Source organism: Pseudomonas sp. PME37.24/006 (assembly GCF_055556635.1).
In genome coordinates this window covers 116289-136906 of record NZ_JBVHNL010000001.1, presented here as the reverse complement: position 1 = coordinate 136906, position 20618 = coordinate 116289, and the positions used below count along the sequence as shown (strand labels likewise).

At 60.7% G+C, this 20618-nt stretch carries 22 protein-coding genes; 9 read left to right on the top strand and 13 right to left on the bottom strand.

The annotated features are described in order from the left end of the window. Nucleotides 1-124 precede the first annotated feature (124 nt). The 4 genes from ACZ3GY_RS00645 to ntrC all read left to right on the top strand — a co-directional run bounded on the left by ACZ3GY_RS00645 (nt 125) and on the right by ntrC (nt 4249). Nucleotides 125-652, top strand: coding sequence for a DUF4124 domain-containing protein (locus tag ACZ3GY_RS00645; protein WP_465908577.1), 528 nt, complete (start codon nt 125-127; stop codon nt 650-652). Between the two features lie 5 nt (nt 653-657). Further along, nucleotides 658-1284: a DUF4124 domain-containing protein gene (locus tag ACZ3GY_RS00640; RefSeq protein WP_465908575.1), complete on the top strand. Its 627-nt coding sequence runs from the start codon at nt 658-660 to the stop codon at nt 1282-1284. 446 nt (nt 1285-1730) lie between these two features. Further along, entirely contained in the window at nt 1731-2816 is a 1086-nt protein-coding gene (glnL, locus tag ACZ3GY_RS00635) for a nitrogen regulation protein NR(II) (RefSeq protein WP_465908574.1), read from the top strand. Beyond that, a complete protein-coding gene (ntrC, locus tag ACZ3GY_RS00630; RefSeq protein WP_463563476.1) occupies nt 2813-4249 on the top strand; it encodes a nitrogen regulation protein NR(I) in 1437 nt (478 codons plus the stop codon). The genes glnL and ntrC overlap by 4 nt, the downstream gene beginning before the upstream one ends. Before the next feature lie 625 nt (nt 4250-4874). Here the strand turns inward: ntrC and ACZ3GY_RS00625 are convergent. Beyond that, nucleotides 4875-5315, bottom strand: a complete 441-nt coding sequence (locus ACZ3GY_RS00625) for a hypothetical protein (protein WP_465908573.1) — start codon at nt 5313-5315, stop codon at nt 4875-4877. Here ACZ3GY_RS00625 and trmL point away from each other — a divergent pair. Further along, entirely contained in the window at nt 5314-5769 is a 456-nt protein-coding gene (gene trmL / locus ACZ3GY_RS00620) for a tRNA (uridine(34)/cytosine(34)/5-carboxymethylaminomethyluridine(34)-2'-O)-methyltransferase TrmL (protein ID WP_465908571.1), read from the top strand. The two genes, ACZ3GY_RS00625 and trmL, sit on opposite strands and share 2 nt — an antisense overlap. A 158-nt stretch (nt 5770-5927) precedes the next feature. Here trmL and secB read toward each other — a convergent pair whose 3' ends face one another. From secB to ACZ3GY_RS00605, 3 genes are read right to left on the bottom strand one after another with little or no spacing between them, the layout of a single operon-like run. Further along, a complete protein-coding gene (gene secB / locus ACZ3GY_RS00615) occupies nt 5928-6392 on the bottom strand; it encodes a protein-export chaperone SecB (protein WP_463563473.1) in 465 nt (154 codons plus the stop codon). Nucleotides 6393-6439: 47 nt separating this feature from the next. Further along, complete coding sequence (gene grxC, locus ACZ3GY_RS00610; RefSeq protein ID WP_463563472.1) at nt 6440-6694, bottom strand: glutaredoxin 3; 255 nt, start codon at nt 6692-6694, stop codon at nt 6440-6442. Nucleotide 6695: 1 nt separating this feature from the next. Next, nucleotides 6696-7109: a rhodanese-like domain-containing protein gene (locus tag ACZ3GY_RS00605; protein WP_463563471.1), complete on the bottom strand. Its 414-nt coding sequence runs from the start codon at nt 7107-7109 to the stop codon at nt 6696-6698. A 215-nt stretch (nt 7110-7324) separates the two neighbouring features. Between ACZ3GY_RS00605 and gpmI the strand changes: the two genes are divergently transcribed. From gpmI to ACZ3GY_RS00590, 3 genes are all read left to right on the top strand, one after another. Beyond that, the gene (gpmI, locus tag ACZ3GY_RS00600) at nt 7325-8860 is read left to right on the top strand and encodes a 2,3-bisphosphoglycerate-independent phosphoglycerate mutase (RefSeq protein WP_465908570.1); all 1536 of its coding nucleotides are present in this window, start codon (nt 7325-7327) and stop codon (nt 8858-8860) included. Between the two features lie 259 nt (nt 8861-9119). After that, a complete protein-coding gene (locus ACZ3GY_RS00595) occupies nt 9120-10364 on the top strand; it encodes a murein hydrolase activator EnvC family protein (protein ID WP_463563469.1) in 1245 nt (414 codons plus the stop codon). Between the two features lie 32 nt (nt 10365-10396). Beyond that, on the top strand, nt 10397-11710 hold the full coding sequence (locus ACZ3GY_RS00590) for a S41 family peptidase (protein ID WP_463563468.1): 1314 nt from the start codon (nt 10397-10399) through the stop codon (nt 11708-11710). A gap of 270 nt (nt 11711-11980) precedes the next feature. Here the strand turns inward: ACZ3GY_RS00590 and ACZ3GY_RS00585 are convergent, their stop codons facing one another. From ACZ3GY_RS00585 to ACZ3GY_RS00545, 9 genes are all read right to left on the bottom strand, one after another. Then, nucleotides 11981-12733 (bottom strand): substrate-binding periplasmic protein, encoded by a 753-nt coding sequence (locus ACZ3GY_RS00585; RefSeq protein WP_463563467.1) that lies wholly within the window; start codon nt 12731-12733, stop codon nt 11981-11983. Nucleotides 12734-12920: 187 nt separating this feature from the next. Then, entirely contained in the window at nt 12921-13676 is a 756-nt protein-coding gene (locus ACZ3GY_RS00580) for a substrate-binding periplasmic protein (protein ID WP_465908568.1), read from the bottom strand. A 213-nt stretch (nt 13677-13889) separates the two neighbouring features. Beyond that, nucleotides 13890-14660, bottom strand: coding sequence for an imidazole glycerol phosphate synthase subunit HisF (gene hisF, locus ACZ3GY_RS00575; protein WP_131179645.1), 771 nt, complete (start codon nt 14658-14660; stop codon nt 13890-13892). Between the two features lie 22 nt (nt 14661-14682). Next, nucleotides 14683-14979 carry a chorismate mutase gene (locus ACZ3GY_RS00570; protein ID WP_225835663.1) on the bottom strand — a complete coding sequence of 99 codons (297 nt, stop codon included), beginning with the start codon at nt 14977-14979 and terminating at the stop codon, nt 14683-14685. A gap of 42 nt (nt 14980-15021) precedes the next feature. Then, nucleotides 15022-15759, bottom strand: a complete 738-nt coding sequence (gene hisA / locus ACZ3GY_RS00565; RefSeq protein ID WP_225835664.1) for a 1-(5-phosphoribosyl)-5-[(5-phosphoribosylamino)methylideneamino]imidazole-4-carboxamide isomerase — start codon at nt 15757-15759, stop codon at nt 15022-15024. A 38-nt stretch (nt 15760-15797) separates the two neighbouring features. Next, nucleotides 15798-16052, bottom strand: coding sequence for a DUF2164 domain-containing protein (locus tag ACZ3GY_RS00560; RefSeq protein ID WP_465908567.1), 255 nt, complete (start codon nt 16050-16052; stop codon nt 15798-15800). Beyond that, nucleotides 16052-16690 carry an imidazole glycerol phosphate synthase subunit HisH gene (gene hisH / locus ACZ3GY_RS00555; protein ID WP_465908566.1) on the bottom strand — a complete coding sequence of 213 codons (639 nt, stop codon included), beginning with the start codon at nt 16688-16690 and terminating at the stop codon, nt 16052-16054. The genes ACZ3GY_RS00560 and hisH overlap by 1 nt, the downstream gene beginning before the upstream one ends. Further along, on the bottom strand, nt 16690-17283 hold the full coding sequence (gene hisB, locus ACZ3GY_RS00550) for an imidazoleglycerol-phosphate dehydratase HisB (RefSeq protein WP_042555462.1): 594 nt from the start codon (nt 17281-17283) through the stop codon (nt 16690-16692). Before hisB ends, hisH begins: the two co-directional genes overlap by 1 nt. 184 nt (nt 17284-17467) lie before the next feature. Continuing rightward, on the bottom strand, nt 17468-19126 hold the full coding sequence (locus ACZ3GY_RS00545; RefSeq protein WP_465908565.1) for an OFA family MFS transporter: 1659 nt from the start codon (nt 19124-19126) through the stop codon (nt 17468-17470). 360 nt (nt 19127-19486) lie between these two features. Here ACZ3GY_RS00545 and ACZ3GY_RS00540 point away from each other — a divergent pair, with 360 nt between their 5' ends. Then, entirely contained in the window at nt 19487-20593 is a 1107-nt protein-coding gene (locus tag ACZ3GY_RS00540; RefSeq protein WP_465908564.1) for an NAD(P)/FAD-dependent oxidoreductase, read from the top strand. Nucleotides 20594-20618: the final 25 nt, after the last annotated feature.

Here is a 20618-nt window from a genome sequence, read left to right as displayed (position 1 = left end):
TGCCGGGGAGGTTTTTTTATGGCTCGCATTTCATGGGCGAGTGCAAATCCTTGGCGCGGCGCGCTTGCCAGTACGCCGCCGCAGTGCAAGGCTATCGACATTATCCAGATCGGAGACCGGCCCAATGCGCCGCACGCTCGCTTGCCTGTTGCTGATACTGGCCCTACCGGTCAGCGCACAGATCTACAAGTACACCGATGCCAATGGCAACACGGTATTCACCAATCAGCCACCTGAGGGCACCAAGGCCGAGAGTGTCGAGCTGAAGCCGATCAATACCACGGAGCCGGCAGCCGCGCCTGCGCAGCCCAGCACGCCCAGAATGAGCGAGATGCCCCAGAACCCTTATCAGGTGCTCGAGCTGCGAGACCTGCCCAACGACGAAGCAATGCGCGCCAACAACGGCACCTTCTCGGTCGGCGTTACCATCGAGCCACGCCTGAGCCCAGGCCATAGCCTGCAACTGATACTGGATGGAAAACCCTACGGCCCGCGTAGCAACGTGCCACGCCTGCAACTGAACGAAATTGATCGAGGCGAACACAGCTTGTCGGTTGCCGTCATTCGGGGCGAGCAGATTATCCAGCAAAGCGAAACGCGCACCTTTACGGTGCAACGCGTCAGCACTAACAGCCCGGCCCGAGGCAAGTGATCAGCATGCGCACCCTGCTATTCGGCCTGTTGTTGATCGCCCTGCCAGGCTTCGCCCAGGTTTACACCTATGTGGATGCCGAGGGTAACCGCGTGTTCACCGATAAACCGCGAGACGGCAATGCCCAACAGGTGCAGATGGCGCCGTCCAACCGCATCGAGCCGCCGCAAGCGCGCAGCATGGCTCCGTCGACTCCAGCCGCGCCGACTCTGCCAGTACTCAGCTACGAATTGTTGAGAATCACCATTCCACAACCGGATGCGACCATCAACGACAACGCCGGCAACCTGATCGTAACCGTCAACAGCGAACCAGCCCTGCATCCAGGCCACAGTTACCGCCTGCTGCTGGACGGCCAGCCAGTCGGCAGCGCCGGGCGCAGCCCGGTGTTCCCGCTGGAAAACGTCGACCGTGGTACACACCACATTGCGGTGGAAATCATCACCGAGGGCGGCATCATCGTCGAACGCACGCCTAGCCAGCCCTTCCACATGAAGCGTGTTTCCCTTGCCCAGAAGCGCAAGGTTCGCCCCTGTGAAAAGGACGATTACGGCGTGCGCCCGGAATGCCCACTCAAGGACAAGCCCAAGGAAGAAGACAAGGGCATCATCAGCATCCTCCCCTTCCTGTAATTCTCCCGCCAGAACAAAGCGCTGCATGTGGGCAGCGCTAACCCCCCCAGCTCCGCACGCCCTTCGTTACAAAGCAATACGCACCAATGAGGTGCGCAACGGCGCACCCATTTCTATACTCGTCCCAAATTGGCACACAACGATTTTCATCGTTGCGCCGAAAAGTTGCCAAATCCGGCCCATTGCGTCTTTGCACGCGTCTTTAGAGGGCTTTGGTTTGCTTCTTGCATTTTCTCCCGCACTGCCGGATGGCCGAGGTGCGCCTCGACCGCCATACCCAACCGGCCCTTCTGCTGCAGAACACCGCACGAGGAATGACTTTTGGCTGGTCCACATACGCAACGAGACACACCCTGCTGCGCCCCGTTGCCAGACAACGACCATAGCCTTGCCGCGACCTCTCTGATTCAGAGGCGCGTCGATGGCTGGCTTGCGGATCCCGCCCAATGATCATCAATGACGCCCTACACCGCCTACTGCTCGACAACCTGACCACAGCCACGCTGCTGCTCAATGCCGACCTGCGCCTGGAGTACATGAACCCTGCCGCGGAAATGCTTCTGGCAGTCAGCGGTCAACGCAGTCATGGCCAGTTCATCAGCGAGCTGTTCACGGAAACCCGCGAAGCCCTGGGCGCCCTGCGCCAGGCAGTCGCCGAGGCCCACCCGTTCAACAAGCGCGAGGCAGTGCTGACCACCCAGACCGGGCAGAGCCTGACCGTAGACTACGCGGTCACGCCGGTACTCAGCCGCGGCGAAACCATGTTGCTGCTCGAGGTGCATCCGCGTGATCGCCTGCTGCGCATCACCAAGGAAGAGGCCCAGCTCTCCAAGCAGGAGACCACCAAACTGCTGGTACGCGGCCTGGCCCACGAGATCAAGAACCCGCTTGGCGGCATTCGCGGTGCGGCCCAGTTGCTGGCCCGCGAGCTACCGGAAGAAAGCCTCAAGGACTACACCAACGTCATCATCGAAGAGTCGGATCGCCTGCGAAACCTGGTCGACCGCATGCTCGGCTCCAACAAGCTGCCATCCCTGGCGGTTACCAACGTGCACGAAGTGCTGGAGCGCGTCGCCAGCCTGGTCGAGGCCGAAAGTCAGGGCAGTATCGTACTGGTGCGCGACTACGACCCGAGCATTCCGGATCTGGTCATCGACCGTGAACAGATGATTCAGGCCGTGCTCAATATCGTGCGCAACGCCATGCAGGCGATCGGCTCCAAGCCGGATCTGCGCCCCGGGCGCATCACCCTGCGCACGCGCACTTTGCGGCAGTTCACCATTGGCTACATTCGCCATCGCCTGGTGACCAAGATCGAGATTATCGACAACGGCCCAGGCATTGCGACAGATCTGCTGGAAACCATCTTTTATCCCATGGTCAGCGGGCGTGCCGACGGCACAGGTCTGGGCCTGTCGATCACTCAGAACATTATTAGTCAGCATCAAGGCCTGATCGAATGCGAGAGCCATCCTGGCAACACCGTGTTCTCGATCTTTCTGCCGCTGGAACAAGGAGCAACTCCGACATGAGCCGCAGTGAAACCGTATGGATCGTTGACGACGACCGCTCCATCCGCTGGGTACTGGAAAAAGCCCTGCAACAAGAGGGCATGACCACCCAGAGCTTCGACAGCGCCGATGGCGTACTCGGCCGCCTGACCCGTCAGCAGCCGGACGTGATCATCTCGGACATCCGCATGCCCGGCTCCAGCGGCCTGGAGCTGCTGGCCAGAATCCGCGAAATGCACCCGCGCCTGCCGGTGATCATCATGACCGCCCATTCGGATCTGGATAGCGCCGTGGCGTCCTATCAGGGCGGTGCCTTCGAATACCTGCCCAAGCCCTTCGACGTCGACGAAGCGGTATCGCTGGTCAAGCGCGCCAACCAGCATGCTCAAGAGCAGCAAGGCCTGCACGTGCCGGTAGTACAAGCGCGCACCCCGGAAATCATTGGCGAAGCGCCGGCGATGCAGGAGGTATTCCGCGCGATAGGCCGACTCTCGCACTCCAATATCACCGTACTGATCAATGGTGAGTCTGGTACTGGCAAGGAGCTGGTCGCCCACGCCCTGCACCGCCACAGCCCACGGGCGGCGTCGCCATTCATTGCGTTGAACATGGCAGCGATCCCCAAAGACTTGATGGAATCCGAGCTGTTCGGCCACGAAAAAGGCGCCTTCACCGGCGCAGCCAACCAGCGCCGCGGGCGCTTCGAGCAGGCCGACGGCGGCACCCTGTTCCTCGACGAGATCGGCGACATGCCGGCCGATACCCAGACCCGCCTGCTGCGCGTACTGGCCGACGGCGAGTTCTACCGGGTCGGCGGGCACACACCGGTAAAGGTGGACGTACGCATCATTGCCGCCACCCACCAGAACCTGGAAAGCCTGGTAACCGCCGGCAAGTTTCGCGAAGACTTGTTCCACCGTCTCAACGTCATCCGCATTCATATCCCGCGCCTGTCGGATCGTCGCGAAGATATCCCGACCCTGGCCAGGCACTTCCTTAGCCGCGCCGCCACCGAACTAGCGGTCGAGCCCAAGCTGCTAAAGAGTGAAACCGAGGATTATCTGCAACAGCTGCCCTGGCCGGGCAACGTCCGCCAGCTGGAGAACACCTGCCGCTGGATCACGGTGATGGCCTCGGGGCGCGAAGTGCATGTCGACGACCTGCCGCCAGAGCTGCTCGTCCAGCCCCAGGACAACGCACCGGTCAGCAACTGGGAACAGGCACTGCGCCAGTGGGCTGATCAGGCCCTGGGCCGTGGCCAGTCGAACCTGCTCGACAGTGCCGTACCGGCATTCGAGCGAATCATGATCGAGACGGCTCTCAAACACACCGCAGGGCGGCGGCGTGATGCAGCCATCCTGCTAGGCTGGGGGCGCAACACCCTGACCCGCAAGATCAAAGAGCTGGGCATGAACGTCGACGGCTCCGAAGAAGACGACAGCGACGACAATTGAGTCGCTGCCGTAACAACAGAACGCCGCGCCCTGAACAGGGCGCGGCTTTTTTATGGCCTGTACTTTCTCAGCGACAGAACCTGGCACCGTAGCCTGCGGCTGAGCACAGCGAAACCCAGGGCAACCTTCCCGGGTATCGCTGCGCTCGACCCGTGCTACAGGAGATTTCTGCCGCCGCAGTGGCGTTTTCTAGCTGCGATAGTCATGAACCGTATGACATCGAGGGTGGAACGATGAATCGGTTCCCACCCTACGTGGCGGCAAGCCAGCGATAAAAATGCACGCGATCAGCGCACTGTGTGCGAGCTCATGCACCCGCGCGGAACATCCAGACACGCGCCATATGCAGGTCGGAAACTGCCCTTGCAGGCCACAGCTCAGTAATCACGGTGCATACAGAAGAAAACAAGAAACTGGCACGCCATCTGCATTGGTGTAGATAACCCAGTTTCGGGGACCTTGGTACAGGCAGGCCGGGGATTCCCCTCTTTCTTTGGGAGCCTCGGTACAGGCAGGCCGAGAACTCCCTTCTTTCTTCGGGGACTCTGGTACAGGCAGATCAGAGAATCCCCCTTTTCTTCGGGAGCCTTGGTACAGGCAGGCTGAGTGCTCCCTCTTTTATTGACTAGCGCGGCGCCATACGAATCGTCAGGCGCCAGCGACCATCGACTTCCTCGGCCCTCAATTCAGCCCGCAATGGGCGAGCCGCCAGGATACGCACTTCAAGCTCTCGTCCATCACGCACCACGCGCCAATTGGCGGCTCGCCCAGCGACCTGCAGCTGGCCCTGCTGCTCACGCCCCAGCCCCTCGAAACGTAGCAGGAACGTGCCCTGGAAATCCCGGACCTGCACCTGCGGCTCGACGTTGAACCAAAGCACCAACTGATCATCGCCCGCCTCCACATCCTTAAGATGCATCGCATCGGGATGGAACAGACGACCGATCATCAAACCGACCAGAAAGCCGAAGATCGCCAGCGAGCAGATGACCCGAAGCCACGGACGCGGTCTTGATGGCTTATCGGGCGTAGAATACGCACCGTCTTCTGGCTCGGAGCCGTGCATGTTTCATGTAATCCTTTTTCAACCGGAAATTCCGCCCAACACCGGCAACATTATCAGGCTCTGTGCCAACAGCGGCTGCCACCTGCACCTGATCGAACCGCTCGGCTTCGAACTGGATGACAAGCGCCTGCGCCGCGCCGGGCTGGATTACCACGAATACGCCACGCTGCAGCGCTATGCCAGCCTGGAAGCTTGCCTGGAAAGCCTCGATCAGCCACGCGTATTCGCCTTCACCACCAAGGGTTCGCAGCCTTTCCACGAAGTTACCTACCAGCCGGGTGACGCCTTCCTGTTCGGTCCGGAAAGCCGCGGCCTGCCTCAGGAGGTTCGCGACGCCCTGCCAGAGCACCAGCGTGTCCGCTTACCGATGCGCGAGGGCTGTCGTAGCCTGAACCTGTCCAATACCGTAGCGGTGGCGGTCTACGAGGCCTGGCGGCAGCACGGCTTCAAATGAGCTGAGCAGCCTTGGTAGCCCGGCGTTGAGCGAAGCGATACCCGGGAACGGCATCCCTGAGTATAGCTTCGCTCAACCGCAGGCTACGACTTTGCGGAGACCTGGGTGAGCCCATAAAAAAACGCCCCGAAGGGCGTTTTTCTGCAAAGACCGATGACTCAGTTGGCCGCTTGCTGACGCTGCAGCTCTTGGGCATACAGCGCATCGAAGTTCACCGGCGCCAGCATCAGCGCTGGGAACGAGCCGCGTACCACGAGGCTGTCCAGGGTTTCGCGCGCGTATGGGAACAGGATGTTCGGGCAGAACGCACCCAGCGTATGGCTCATGGAGCCGGCGTCCAGCCCCTTGATCAGGAAGATGCCCGCTTGCTGTACTTCAGCGATGAACGCGGTTTCTTCACCGTTCTTCACGGTCACCGACAGGGTCAACACCACTTCATGGAAGTCGCCTTCCAGGGGCTTCTGCCGTGTATTGAGATCCATCGCAACACTCGGTGTCCACTCCTGGCGGAAGATCTCAGGGCTCTTAGGCGCCTCGAAGGACAGGTCACGCACGTAGATGCGTTGCAGGGAGAACTGTGGATTCTGCTCGCCTTGGGCGGCACCGGTAACTTGTTCGGTCATGGGCAAAGCCTTCTGCTGTATGGACTTAAAGAAAGGTTCTGGGTCTATCAGGCACGGAGTAGCGCATCGAGCTTGCCCGCCCGTTCCAGGGCATACAGCTCATCACAGCCACCCACGTGGGTCTCACCGATCCATATCTGCGGCACCGAAGTGCGGCCGGCCTTGCGAGTCATTTCTGCCCGCAGATCCGGTTTTCCGTCGACGCGGATCTCGTCGAACGACACGCTTTTATTGGTCAACAGCTGCTTGGCTCGGATGCAGTAGGGGCACCAGTCGCTGGAGTAGATGACGACCTTGGTCATATCACTTCACCACAGGCAGGTTGTCGCTGCGCCAAGTGGCGATACCACCGCCCAGCTTGGCCGCGTTATAACCGGCCTTCTTCAGATCACGCGCGACAGAACCCGCCTGCTGGCCCAGAGCATCGACGATGATCAGGGTCTTGGCCTTGTGCTTTTCGAGCTCGGTGATGCGCGAAGTCAGCTTGTCGTTGGGGATATTCAGGGCGCCAACGATATGGCCGCTGGCGAAGTCCTTCTTGTTGCGGATGTCGATCACCACGCCTTCGTCGCGATTGATCAGCGCGGTCAGCTCGCGGCTGCTCAGGCTTTGTCCACCCTTGCGCAGCTCGGTGAAGACCAGCAGCGCGAGGATGATGACGAACAGACCGCTGAGGATGAAATGGGTCGTGGCGAATTCAATCAGGTTGGCAAGCATCACGCGTTTCCGGGGCTGTAAAATGCCGGCCAGTATACACAGGCCCGCAAGTCCACCAAAGGCCGTACGGCGGTGACGGGATCTTTCCTTGGCCGTAGAATGTCTGATCTTTTTTGGTGTATCGCCATTCTTGGCGCGCATCCCCCGGATCGTCGCGGGCGACGTGAAAGTCGCTGCCGGCAATCTTTTGGTCACTCAAGCAGAGCGAGCCCAGTATGAGCGCAACGCCCAAACCCTTGGTTCTGGTCATTCTCGACGGCTTCGGCCACAGCGACACGCCCGAACACAATGCCATCTTCGCCGCCAACACGCCGGTCTATGACCGCCTGCGCGCCACTCAGCCCAACGGGTTGATTTCCGGCAGCGGCATGGACGTTGGCCTGCCGGACGGGCAGATGGGCAACTCCGAGGTCGGTCACATGAACCTTGGGGCTGGGCGTGTGGTGTACCAGGACTTCACGCGCGTGACCAAGGCGATTCGCGATGGCGATTTCTTCGAGAACCCGACGATCACCGCAGCGGTAGACAAGGCAGTCGGTGTAGGCAAGGCCGTGCACATCCTGGGTCTGCTGTCGGATGGCGGCGTACACAGCCATCAGGATCATCTCGTGGCGATGGCAGAGTTGGCGGCCCGCCGCGGCGCCGAGAAGATTTATCTGCACGCCTTTCTAGATGGCCGTGACACCGCGCCGAAAAGCGCACAGGGCTCCATCGAGCTGCTCGACGCCACCTTCGCCAAGCTCGGCAAGGGTCGCATCGCCTCGTTGATCGGCCGCTACTTCGCCATGGATCGCGACAACCGCTGGGATCGTGTTGCCCAGGCCTATAACCTGATTGCCGCCGGGCAGAGCCAGTTCAGCGCCAAGACAGCAGTCGCTGGTTTGGAAGCCGCCTACGCTCGTGGCGAGAGTGACGAATTCGTCAAAGCCACCAGCATCGGCGAAGCGGTCAGCGTTGAAGACGGCGACGCCGTGGTGTTCATGAACTTCCGGGCCGACCGTGCCCGCGAACTGACCCGCGCCTTCGTCGAGCCGGGCTTCGATGCCTTCGAACGCGCCCGCGTGCCGCAGACTGCCGGCTTCATCATGCTCACCCAGTACGCAGCGAGCATCGACACGCCGAGCGCCTACAAGCCAGAACCGCTGGTCAACGTGTTTGGCGAGTACCTGGCCAACAACGGCAAGACCCAGCTGCGCATCGCCGAAACCGAGAAGTACGCGCACGTCACCTTCTTCTTCTCCGGTGGCCGTGAAGAGCCGTTCCCCGGCGAAGAGCGCATCCTCATCCCGTCGCCGAATGTCGCCACCTACGATCTGCAGCCGCAGATGAATGCTCCCGAAGTCACCGACAAAATCGTCGATGCCATCGACAACCAGCGTTACGACGTCATCGTGGTCAACTACGCCAACGGCGACATGGTCGGCCATACCGGTGTATTCGAGGCCGCCGTGGCGGCTGTGGAGTGCCTGGACACCTGCGTCGGCCGCATCGTCGAAGCACTCGACAAGGTCGGTGGTGAGGCGCTGATCACCGCCGATCACGGCAACGTCGAGCAGATGCAGGATGAGTGCACCGGCCAGGCGCACACCGCCCACACCTGCGAGCCCGTACCGTTCATCTATGTCGGCAAGCGCGATGTCAGCATCCGCGAAGGTGGCGTACTCGCCGACGTAGCGCCGACCTTGCTGACACTGATGGGCATGCCGATTCCGAAGGAAATGACCGGCACCAGTATCGTCACCTTCAACTGAGCACAGCATCGACCTGGGCGAATAGCGCTTCAACGCACCGCCTGCGGTAGTGGAGCGAGATGAAAAGCATCGCCCGCGCTACCCACCGGTCGACCACCAGACGCCTTGAGTCGGCATTCGCCACTCAAGGCGTTTTTTTTACCCCGCACCAAGGGCATACTAGGGCCTGTCGACGTTTCAGCGCGACAGCGCCGAGCCCTGCGGCGTACGCTGAAACATCAACAGCCCCTAATGTTCCCCGCCAGGTACCGCCTGCCCCATGTTTCGTGCCCTCGCCCTTATCCTTCTGACCAGCCTGCTGGTGCCCGCTTTCGCCGATCAGAAAGCCGACACGCAAAAACAGCTCGAGGCAGCGCGCGCCGACGTCGGCGAGTTGAAGAAACTGCTGGAGCAACTGCAGCAGGAAAAGTCTGGCGTCCAGAAGCAGCTCAAATCCACAGAAACCGAAATGGGCGAACTGGAAAACCAGGTCAAGGGCCTGCGTGACGAGCTGCAAGAGAGCGAAGAGGAACTCAAGCGCCTCGATCAGGAGAAAAAAAAACTCCAGGACGCGCGCGTTGAGCAGCAGCGTTTGATCGGCATCCAGGCTCGGGCGGCCTATCAGGGTGGTCGTCAGGAATACCTTAAGCTGCTGCTCAACCAGCAGAATCCAGAGAAGTTCTCCCGCACCCTGACCTACTACGATTACCTCGCTGAAGCCCGCATGGAACAACTGACGGCCTTCAACGAAACGCTACGCCAGTTGGCCAACGTCGAGAAAGACATCGGGCACCACCAGGCGCAGTTGCAGGAACAGAAAAGCCAGCTGGATACGCGCAGTAACGAGCTGGCGGCCGTACGCAAGGAACGCCAGATCACCCTGGCCAAGCTGAACAAGGATTACGCCGCCCGCGGTGAGCGCCTCAAGGCCCGCGAACAGGAACAGGCCGAGCTCGGCCGGGTACTCAAGACCATCGAGGAAACCCTCGCACGCCAAGCCCGCGAAGCCGAGCAGGAGCGCCAGCGCGCCCTCACCGCTGCTCGTGAAAGGCCCGCAGCGCCAGCCGCCAAGCCCCAGGCTGATGGCCCTTTGGTCAGCTCCGGCGCCAGCTATGGCGGCCCCTTCGCCAACGCCAAGGGTAAACTGCCATGGCCGGTTAATGGCCGCCTGGTGGCGAGATATGGAACCCCTCGCGGCGAAGACGCTCGGACTAAGTGGGATGGCGTGCTAATTGGCGCCTCTGCCGGTAGTCAGGTACGCGCCGTGCATGGCGGTCGTGTGGTTTTCGCAGACTGGTTGCGCGGCTCCGGGCTTCTGGTCATCCTCGACCATGGCAATGGTTACCTGACCCTGTATGGGCACAACCAGAGTCTGCTCAAAGATGCCGGAGACATCGTCAAAGCCGGTGACCCCATCGCCACCGTTGGTACCAGCGGCGGGCAGGATACACCGGCCCTGTATTTCGCGATTCGTCAGCAGGGCCGTGCCAGCGATCCGGCACAATGGTGTCGAGCGCAAGGATAAGCGCCACCTCATTCCGTAGGAGTTAGTTCGATATGCCGCAACTGTCCCGCCTCACCTCCCTGGCCCTGGCGATAGCCCTGCTCGGTGGCGCACCTGTGCTGCATGCTGATCAGACGCCGATCAGCCCAGCGCCGCCCGCCGACGAAAGCGTAGCGCCTCTGCCGCTCGACGAGCTGCGCACCTTCGCCGAGGTGATGGATCGCATCAAAGCCGCCTACGTGGAACCAGTCACCGACAAGGAACTGCTGGAGAATGCCATCAAAGGCATGCTCAGCAACCTTGACCCGCATTCGGCGTACCTTGATCCCAAGGCTTTCGCCGAGCTGCAGGAAAGTACCAGCGGCGAGTTCGGTGGCCTGGGAATCGAAGTCGGCACTGAAGACGGCTTCATCAAAGTGGTATCGCCGATTGACGACACCCCGGCATCCAAAGCCGGCATCCACCCCGGTGACCTGATCATCAAGATCAATGGCCAGCCGACCAAGGGCCTGTCGATGATGGAAGCCGTGGAGAAAATGCGCGGCAAGGCCGGCAGCAAGATCCTCCTGACCCTGGTGCGCGAAGGCGGCAAACCGTTCGACGTCGAGCTGACCCGTGCGGTGATCAAGGTCACCAGCGTGCGTAGCCAGATGATCGACCCGGGCTATGGCTACATTCGCGTTACCCAGTTTCAGGTCAACACCGGCGAGGAAGTGGGCAAAGCGCTGAATAAACTGCGTAAAGAGAACGGCAAAAAGCTCAGCGGCATGGTGCTCGACCTGCGCAACAACCCGGGCGGTGTATTGCAGTCAGCTGTCGAGGTAGCGGATCACTTCCTCAAGAAGGGCCTGATCGTCTACACCAAAGGCCGCATCGCCAACTCGGAGCTGCGCTTCTCCGCCGATCCGCTCGACGCCAGCGAAGGTGTTCCACTGGTGGTGCTGATCAACGGCGGCAGCGCGTCTGCCTCGGAAATCGTCGCCGGCGCCCTGCAGGATCACAAACGCGGCGTGGTAATGGGCACCGACAGCTTCGGCAAGGGCTCGGTACAGACCGTGCTGCCGCTGAACAACGACCGCGCGCTGAAGATCACCACCGCGCTGTACTTCACCCCCAACGGCCGCTCCATTCAGGCTCAGGGCATCGTCCCGGACGTAGAGGTGGCGCGTGCCAAGCTGACCCGAGAGAGCGACGACCCGAGCCTCAAGGAAGCCGACCTGCAAGGTCACCTGGGCAACGGCAACGGCGGCGCCGACCGGCCGAGCCAGGGCAATACCGGCAAACCAGCTCGCCCGCAGGATGACGACTACCAACTGAGCCAGGCGCTGAACCTGCTCAAAGGCCTGAACGTCACCCGCGCTGACTAAGCGTCAGACGCAACGAAAAAGCCCCAGTACAGGCGACTGCACTGGGGCTTTTTCTTGGCTATAGATTGGTGACACATCCGACCGTGTAGGAGCCGGGGGGCGCCTAGCCCTTGCCGGCGAGTGGCAGCCATGGCGCGAATTGCGCAATGACCACCATCGCATCGCCCGCAAGTGGGCTCCTCGCCTTACCGAACCTGCGCAGGCGATCCTGCATCAACAGATGCGTTTCTGATCGGCATTGGTCATATACCGGTTTTACTGGCGACACTCTTACAGATAGCTGTTGGTCATCTCGTCGATAAAGCCTTCGTTGCGCAGTTCGTCGAGCGCTTTCTGCAAACGCTGCACGACTTCGTCCGGGGTGTCCTTGTTCAGCGCCAGGTATAGCTCGGCATCGTTGAAACGCAGTACGGTGTTCAGGCCGCTGACACCTTCCTGCTTGGCCAGATAGCGACCGACCGGATCAGTGGTTGCCCACAGGTCGATCTTGCCACTGGTGAGTTTCTTCACGTTTTCTTGGTCACGCAAGGCGTTGACTGGCGTTAGGCCCTGGCTTTCCAAGTGCTGACTGACCGCATCGTTCTTGTAGGCGCCAATAGTGTACTGACTGGCCTCCTTCAAGCTGTTGACGGTCAGGTTGTTGCCGGGCGCGGCAAGCAGTACCCAGCCAGTCTTGGCCAGTGGGCCGACCCACTTGAACAGCGGCTGACGCTCAGGCGTAAAGGTGGTGGAGAACAAGCCGTAGTTTGGCTTGTCGAGAGTCAGTTTGTAGAGGCGATCCCAGGGGAAGCGCAGGGTCAGGGTGTACTCAATGCCGGCGCGTTTGAACATCGCACGAACAATTTCGGCGCTGATACCGTCAATACCGTCATCACGGGCGAAGTTCTTGTCGTCGACCGCCATGTTGAACGGCGGGAAATTCTCGGTCAGCAACACCATTTTGTAGTCAGGTGGCAACTCGGCCCTGGCGGCAGAGGCCGCAAAAGTGAGTAACAGCACAAGCGCTTTCAAAGTGTTCAACATCAGTCGTCCCCGCCGCGTGGTTATGATTATGGTTGGCGGCTTCCTGCCGAATCCCCGCACCATCACCTTCCATGGCAATGACTACCGCGTGCCGAAGGCACACTGCATGCAGCATGAACGCCAGATCTTGACCACGCGAGCGCCCCCTCGGTAGCGCTCGCGGCGTGCAGCTAAATGACCTTCATGCCTAAAGATAGCTGTTGAGGATTTTGTCGACATAGCCCTCAGCGCGCATCTTGTCCAATTCCGACTGCAGCTTCTGTACCACCTCGTCCGGCACGTCCTTGTTAAGGGCCAGATAGAGCTGTGCACTGTTGAAACGCATCACGGTTTTCAGGCCGCTGACACCTTCCTGGCGCGCCAGATAACGGCCGGCAGGATCACCGGTAGCCCACAGGTCGATCTGACCGCTCTCGAGCTTCTTGGCATTTTCCTGATCGCGTAACGAAGTGATCGGCTGCAGCCCCTGTTTCTCCAGGTGCTCGGCGATGGCATCGCCCTTGTAGGCGCCGATACGGTACTGCCTGGCCTGCTGAAGGTTGTTCACCACCAGACTGCTGTCGCCACGCGCCAGCAATATCCAGTCGTCCGGGCCGATCGGGCCGACCCATTTGAACAGTTCCTCGCGTTCAGGCAGCCGGGCGGTTACGAACACACCGTAGCCGGGCTTTTCCATGGCGAGTTTATAGATGCGATCCCAGGGGAAACGCAGAGTGAGGCTGTAGGACACGCCAGCACGTTTGAACATCTCGCGCACCACATCGGCGGCGATACCGTCGATATTGTCTTCCTGCGCAAAGTTCTTGCCATTGATGGCCATGTTGTACGGCGGGAAGTTTTCCGTTAGCAACACCACGTTGTAGTTCGGGTCGATTTCGGCGCGTGCTGCCGATGTCATCAAAAGCAGGGCGCCCGCCGCTGCCAACCACAGACGTTTCCACATGTACTCGACTACCTGTCAATTCAAAGCGTTGACGGGCGGCCAGAAAGGTCACGCCCGGAGCGACCAGACGATTCAATCGGAAATACCGGGCTAGACGCCCTGACTCGACCAATCCCTGTCACACGGGTGCTAGCTTAGCGCCATTAGCGGGCATCCAAAAGCGCAAATGCACCAAACTGGACGCATGACACATCCAGCCGGCGCATGAGGTGCTCAACGCATCACGATACCGCGGCTGGCCATGTAGGCCTTGGCTTCGGGCACGGTGTATTCACCAAAGTGGAAGATGCTCGCTGCCAATACCGCAGCAGCCTTGCCTTCGATGATGCCATCGGCCAGGTGCTGCAGGTTACCGACGCCGCCGGAGGCGATCACCGGAATGCCCACGGCTTCGCTGATGGCACGGGTCACGCCGAGGTCGTAACCACTCTTGACGCCGTCCTGATCCATGCTGGTCAGGAGGATCTCGCCTGCGCCCAGGCCTTCCATCTTCTGCGCCCAGGCCACAGCGTCGAGGCCGGTGGGTTTGCGACCGCCGTGGGTAAAGATTTCCCAGCGCGGCGTTTCGCCTGGCCCGGAGACCTTTTTGGCATCGATGGCGACGACGATGCACTGCGAGCCGAAGCGCGAGGCAGCCTCGCCGACGAACTCGGGGGTGAATACCGCAGCGGTGTTGATCGATACCTTGTCGGCACCGGCATTGAGCAGGTTGCGGATGTCCATCACGGTACGCACGCCGCCGCCCACGGTCAGCGGGATGAATACCTGGCTGGCCATACGTTCGACGGTGTGCAGCGTGGTATCACGACCATCGACGCTGGCGGTGATATCGAGAAAGGTAATCTCGTCGGCGCCCTGTTCGTCGTAACGACGAGCGATCTCCACCGGGTCACCGGCATCGCGGATATTCTCGAACTTGACGCCCTTGACCACACGGCCGTTGTCCACGTCGAGGCAGGGGATGATGCGTTTGGCCAATGCCATGGGGTTTCTCCGGAATACGACGTCAGGCGGATGGGTTCAGGCCTGCATGCTCGGTCAATTCGGTCTCGATAAAGGCAGCGATCATGGCACGGTAGACGTGCTCGATCACCTCGGGAGAGGCCCCCGAATCACGCGCCAGCTCTCTGACCTTGGCAACCACCTCTTCGACCCGCTGCGGCGCACGCACGGCATCGCTGTCAGCTTTGAACTGAGCGGCCTGACGCACATAGCCACCGCGCTCAGCCAGTAACTGGACGATCTGCCGATCAAGGGCATCGATCTGCGTACGCACTTCATCGATTGAATGGCATTCGATCATTGCAAGTTCCTTGTCCGAGCTAGGCTGTCGCCTGAGGTAACGTCAAGCCTTGAAGGAATCGCAGAAAGCCTGAGCCTCGGCGACGTCCAGGGTGCCTTCGTAGATAGCGCGGCCGGTGATGGCACCGATGATGCCTGGCGAACGGGCCAGCAGCAGCTTCTCGATATCACCCAGGTTGTGGATGCCGCCCGAGGCGATCACCGGAATACGGCTGGCGGCAGCCAGGGCCGCGGTGGCCTCGACGTTGCAGCCTTGCATCATGCCGTCCTTGGCGATATCGGTGTAGACGATCGCCGAGACGCCATCGGCCTCGAAGCGGCGAGCCAGATCGGTAGCCTGTACGGTGCTGACTTCAGCCCAGCCGTCGGTGGCGACGAAGCCGTCCTTGGCGTCCAGGCCAACGATGACCTTGCCCGGGAAGGCCTTGCACGCATCGGTCACGAACTGCGGATCTTTTACCGCCTTGGTGCCGATGATCACGTAGCTGACGCCGGCCTTGACGTAATGCTCGATGGTTTCCAGCGAGCGGATACCACCGCCGATCTGGATCGGCAGGTTGGGGTAGCGCTTGGCGATGGCAGTGACCACGTCGCCATTGACCGGCTTGCCTTCGAACGCGCCGTTGAGGTCGACCAGATGCAGACGACGGCAGCCGCCCTCGACCCACTTGGCAGCCATGCTCACCGGATCATCGGAGAACACCGTGGAGTCTTCCATACGGCCCTGACGCAGACGCACACAGGCGCCGTCCTTGAGGTCGATAGCGGGGATAATCAGCATCTGTACACCTTGTTCAGTTCAATCAGCGTTGGCTGGAATCAATCTTTCTCGAGCGCCCACAGGTCGACTTCGAGGCTTTCGAAGCGCTCGCGCAGCAGGCCGTGCGCGTCGTTGACCGCCCGGTTGTAGTAATGCGGCGCCACTTCGCGGCCAAACAGTTCGAGCAGTTCTAGCACCTCGAAGGAACCCAGCTCCAGCTCGTAGCGGTCAGCCAGGAAGCGCTGCAGCTTGTGCACCGCATCGCCTTCCTGCTCGGGCGTGAGCGTGAGTATCGGGCTCTTGAGCCTGGCCATTACCAGCGACCATCCCAGGCGGCGAAGTTCTGCAGCAGTTGCAGGCCGTGGGTGTGGCTCTTCTCGGGGTGGAACTGCACGGCGAAGCGCGAACCATCGGCCAGGGCAGCAGCGAAATCCTTGCCGTAATGCCCACGGCCAACGACCTGCTGCGCCTTGCCGGCTTCGATGTAATAGCTGTGCACGAAGTAGAAGCGCGCCAGATCCGGAATGCTGTGCCACAGAGGGTGATTGACCGCCTGGCTCACTTCGTTCCAGCCCATATGGGGTACCTTGAGTGGCTCGCCATCTTCGACCATGTCTTTGCCGAAGAAGCGTACCTGGCCGGGGAACAGGCCGATGCAGTCGACGCCGTCGTTCTCTTCGCTGCGCTCGAGCAGCGCCTGCATGCCGACGCAGATACCCAGGAACGGACGATCCTGGCTGACTTCACGCACCAGCTCATCGAAGCCCAGGCGGCGGATCTCGGCCATGCAATCGCGGATCGCACCGACACCGGGGAACACCACGCGATCCGCTTCACGGATCACTTGCGCGTCGCTGGTCACCAATACCCGGCCAGCACCGACGTGCTCCAGGGCCTTGGCCACCGAGTGCAGGTTGCCCATGCCATAGTCGATGACTGCAACCGTCTGCATCAGAGCACGCCCTTGGTAGACGGCATCTGCCCGGCCATGCGCGGATCAAGCTCCACGGCCATGCGCAGCGCGCGGCCAAAGGCCTTGAACACGGTTTCGATCTGGTGGTGGGTATTCACGCCACGCAGGTTATCGATGTGCAGGCTGACCTGGGCGTGGTTGACGAAGCCCTGGAAGAATTCCTGGAACAGATCGACATCGAAGCCGCCGACTACTGCGCGGGTGAACGGCACGTGCATCTGCAGGCCCGGACGACCGGAAAAATCGATGACCACGCGCGACAACGCCTCATCCAGCGGGACGTAGGAATGGCCGTAACGGGTCATGCCCTTCTTGTCGCCGACCGCTTTGGCGAACGCCTGGCCGAGTGTGATACCGACGTCTTCGACGGTGTGGTGATCGTCGATCTCAAGATCACCCTTGCAGAAGATGTCGAGGTCGATCAAGCCATGGCGGGCGATCTGGTCAAGCATGTGCTCGAAAAACGGTACACCGGTATCGAACTTGGACTTACCGGTACCATCCAGATTGATCGAGACCTTGATCTGGGTCTCCAGGGTATTGCGCTCGACGGATGCCGTACGTTCGGCCATCACCTGCTCCACAAAATCGTTGGGCGAAAGGGCCGCCATTATAGGCTGATAAGCAGCGAACCTATAAAGGCACACGGCAAAAATGGACGAAAAACGCTCGAGGCCCGGCGGCCCAAAAGCACCAGACATAAAAAATCCCGCTGGCGCACGGGGCGCCAGCGGGATTTTCAAGAACGACGAACTGTTATTGGAACAGGACGACTGTCTTCTGCAGGGTTACCCACACACCCCAGGCCAGCGGGATACCCACGGCCAGCCAGGCAGCGATCACCAGCGGCTTGCTCGACGGATCGGCAGCCCACTCCAGCTCTGCGGCACTCGGCGCGGACTTCTCGCCATGGGCACGCTCAGCGGCCAGCTCTTCTTCGGTCATGAAGTACTTGGCATCCACTGGGCGAACCAGCAGGTTGCAGACGAAGCCCAGAACCAGCAGGCCGGCGAGAATGTACAGGGTGATGTCATAGGCAGCTGCGCGCTCGACGCCGATGCTCAGCTGATATTCACGCAGGTAGTTCACCAGCACCGGACCCAGCACGCCAGCGAACGCCCAAGCGGTCAGCAGGCGACCGTGAATGGCGCCAACCATCTGGGTACCGAACAGATCCGCCAGGTAGGCCGGAACGGTTGCGAAGCCGCCGCCGTACATGGACAAGATCAGGCAGAAGGCGAACACGAACAGCGCGATGCTGCCCAGGTGACCGGTCCACGGAACCAGCGCGTACAGGGTGAAACCCAGCGCGAAGAACACGAAGTAGGTCGCTTTACGGCCGATCAAGTCGGAGAAAGATGCCCAGAAGAAGCGGCCACCGATGTTGAACAGGCTCAGCAGGCCGGTGAAGCCGGCAGCGATTGCCGCGATCTGCATCAGCTGATCTTTGCTCAACTCACTGAAAGGCACGTTAACGCCGATCAGCTTGCCGCCGAATACTTCCTGCAGCATGGGCGAAGCCATGCCGATGATGCCGATACCAGCGGATACGTTCAGGCACAGAACGGCCCAGACCAGCCAGAATTGCGGGGTTTTCCACGCGGTGTTCACGTGTACGTGGCCCTTGGTGATCATCGCGTTATTGGCCTTAGCTGCCGGAGCAACCCAGCCTGCCGGTTTCCAGCCAGTTGGCGGAACGCGGTAGGACAGAGCGCCACCGACCATGAAGACGAAATAGATCACCGCCATCACAACGAAGCTCTGCCATACACCGACGTCAGTTTCGCTGGAGAAGTGGCCCATCAGCGCTGCAGCCAGAGGTGCACCGACCATCGCACCGCCACCGAAGCCCATGATGGCCATGCCGGTGGCCATACCGCGCTTGTCCGGGAACCACTTAATCAGGGTCGATACCGGGGAGATATAGCCCAGGCCCAGACCGATACCACCGATCACGCCGGAACCCACCCACATCAACCAGATCTGGTGTGTGTAGATACCGAACGCGGAAATCAGCAGACCGCCACACCAGCACACGGCTGAAACCAGACCGGCCTTGCGCGGGCCCGCGTGTTCCAGCCAGCCGCCCCACACGGCAGCCGCACAACCCAGGAATACGAAGAACAGGGTGTAGATCCAGCCCAGCATGGAGATCTGCCAGTCGCAGTTGCTGGCGAATATCTGCTCGAAGAAGCCGATATCCGGCGCACAGGCGACAGCAGCATCGATGCCGATGGCTTTCGACAGCGGCAGCCAGAATACGGAAAATCCGTAGGCCATGCCGATGCACAGGTGAATAGCGAGGGCAGCTGGCGGAACCAGCCAGCGGTTGAAACCGGGCTTCGCGATGATGCGCGCCTTGGAAAGGAACGCAGGAGTCGCTGAAGCACCGTTTTGCACGATGGCGTCAGTCATTTTTTCTTCTCTGAATTTTAGGTTGGCAAACACATACGATTCTTTGCATACGCCTTTAAAAACAGCGTTTAACAGCAAATATTGCTCGGCGAGTCATTCGCAGCTAGCAGAATGCTAGAGTTCCCGCGGCATTGTGTCACATAGCCATAGTGCTTGTGCACCTACCCAAACAGCACTTTTGGCGGTCTGCGACGCCTTTCTCAGCCTTATCCAATGAATTTACCGACAGCCGGCAATTGCTGGCACTGGTGATGATCGATCATTGCCCCCCAATCAGCGCCGAGGCGGTATAACAATCGGCGTCATGACGATTGAATCGGATCGATCAGCCCTGCACCTCACACCAACAGGAAGGTAGCCATGGACAGCATCGACACCCTGATAATCGGCGCAGGCGTCCTTGGCCTGGCCTGTGCCGCGCGCCTGGCAGAACCTGGGCGCAGTACGCTGATCGTCGAGCAGGAAACCCTGGTGGGCAGCCACACCTCCAGCCGCAACTCGGAAGTCATCCACGCCGGCATCTACTACCCGCCTGGCTCACTGAAGGCCGAACTGTGCCTGGAAGGCCGCGAGCGGCTGTATGCCTGGTGCGAACAATGGCAGGTGCCCTACCGGCGCCTCGGCAAACTGCTGGTGGCAGTGAGCGACCAGGAGCGCGGCAAGCTCGATGCCCTGGCCAACAATGCCCTGGCCAGTGGCGTGGACGAGCTGCAGCCCATCGACAGTGCTCGCCTCAGCGTCCTGGAGCCCGCAGTGCGGGGCGTTGCCGCCCTACTCTCGCCCAATACCGGCATCATCGACAGCCACGCCTATCTGCAATCGCTACTCGCCTGCGCCGAACGCCAAGGTGCTGAACTGGTATTGCAGACCCGCGTCGACAGCCTCACCCATGACGGTGATGGCTGGATCGCCAGCGGCACCAGCGCTGGCGAGCCGTTCAGCCTGAAAGCCCAGCGCGTGATCAATGCTGCCGGCCTGTTCGCCCAGCAATTAGCGTTGTGCACTCAAGGCTTGGCGCCACAACAAATTCCGCCGTTGCACATGTGCCAGGGCAACTACTTCAACTACAACGGCAAATCGCCGTTCAGCCATTTGGTCTACCCAATGCCGGAGGCCAACACCAGCGGTCTTGGCGTGCACGCTACCCTGGATCTGGCCGGCCAACTGCGCTTCGGCCCCGATACACGCTATATAAGCAGCATCGATTACTGCGTCGACGAAGCCTTGCGCGACGCCTTCGCCAGCGCTATCAGCCGCTACTTTCCGACGCTCGACAGCACGCGCCTGGTACCCGGCTACGCCGGCATACGACCAAAACTGAGCGGGCCTGGCGCTACGGCGGAAGATTTCATGCTGCAAATGCCGGCAGATCATGGTCTACCAGGGCTGGTGAATCTGTTTGGTATCGAATCGCCTGGCCTGACTGCCAGCCTGGCCATCGCCGAACGCATCGCCCACAGGCTTTAGCCCTAGCCACGCCGTCGCGCGTTAT

Coding starts and splice junctions, on each gene's coding strand:
- trmL (WP_465908571.1), top strand. CDS start 5,314: ATGTTTCATGTAATCCTTTTTCAACCGGAAATTCCGCCCAACACCGGC.
- ACZ3GY_RS00545 (WP_465908565.1), bottom strand. CDS start 19,126: ATGACTGACGCCATCGTGCAAAACGGTGCTTCAGCGACTCCTGCGTTC.
- ACZ3GY_RS00570 (WP_225835663.1), bottom strand. CDS start 14,979: ATGATCGAATGCCATTCAATCGATGAAGTGCGTACGCAGATCGATGCC.
- ACZ3GY_RS00585 (WP_463563467.1), bottom strand. CDS start 12,733: ATGTTGAACACTTTGAAAGCGCTTGTGCTGTTACTCACTTTTGCGGCC.
- gpmI (WP_465908570.1), top strand. CDS start 7,325: ATGAGCGCAACGCCCAAACCCTTGGTTCTGGTCATTCTCGACGGCTTC.
- ACZ3GY_RS00640 (WP_465908575.1), top strand. CDS start 658: ATGCGCACCCTGCTATTCGGCCTGTTGTTGATCGCCCTGCCAGGCTTC.
- grxC (WP_463563472.1), bottom strand. CDS start 6,694: ATGACCAAGGTCGTCATCTACTCCAGCGACTGGTGCCCCTACTGCATC.
- hisB (WP_042555462.1), bottom strand. CDS start 17,283: ATGGCCGAACGTACGGCATCCGTCGAGCGCAATACCCTGGAGACCCAG.
- hisH (WP_465908566.1), bottom strand. CDS start 16,690: ATGCAGACGGTTGCAGTCATCGACTATGGCATGGGCAACCTGCACTCG.
- ACZ3GY_RS00625 (WP_465908573.1), bottom strand. CDS start 5,315: ATGCACGGCTCCGAGCCAGAAGACGGTGCGTATTCTACGCCCGATAAG.
- ACZ3GY_RS00590 (WP_463563468.1), top strand. CDS start 10,397: ATGCCGCAACTGTCCCGCCTCACCTCCCTGGCCCTGGCGATAGCCCTG.
- glnL (WP_465908574.1), top strand. CDS start 1,731: ATGATCATCAATGACGCCCTACACCGCCTACTGCTCGACAACCTGACC.
- ACZ3GY_RS00595 (WP_463563469.1), top strand. CDS start 9,120: ATGTTTCGTGCCCTCGCCCTTATCCTTCTGACCAGCCTGCTGGTGCCC.
- ACZ3GY_RS00560 (WP_465908567.1), bottom strand. CDS start 16,052: ATGGCCAGGCTCAAGAGCCCGATACTCACGCTCACGCCCGAGCAGGAA.
- secB (WP_463563473.1), bottom strand. CDS start 6,392: ATGACCGAACAAGTTACCGGTGCCGCCCAAGGCGAGCAGAATCCACAG.
- ACZ3GY_RS00605 (WP_463563471.1), bottom strand. CDS start 7,109: ATGCTTGCCAACCTGATTGAATTCGCCACGACCCATTTCATCCTCAGC.
- hisF (WP_131179645.1), bottom strand. CDS start 14,660: ATGGCATTGGCCAAACGCATCATCCCCTGCCTCGACGTGGACAACGGC.
- ACZ3GY_RS00580 (WP_465908568.1), bottom strand. CDS start 13,676: ATGTGGAAACGTCTGTGGTTGGCAGCGGCGGGCGCCCTGCTTTTGATG.
- hisA (WP_225835664.1), bottom strand. CDS start 15,759: ATGCTGATTATCCCCGCTATCGACCTCAAGGACGGCGCCTGTGTGCGT.
- ACZ3GY_RS00645 (WP_465908577.1), top strand. CDS start 125: ATGCGCCGCACGCTCGCTTGCCTGTTGCTGATACTGGCCCTACCGGTC.
- ntrC (WP_463563476.1), top strand. CDS start 2,813: ATGAGCCGCAGTGAAACCGTATGGATCGTTGACGACGACCGCTCCATC.
- ACZ3GY_RS00540 (WP_465908564.1), top strand. CDS start 19,487: ATGGACAGCATCGACACCCTGATAATCGGCGCAGGCGTCCTTGGCCTG.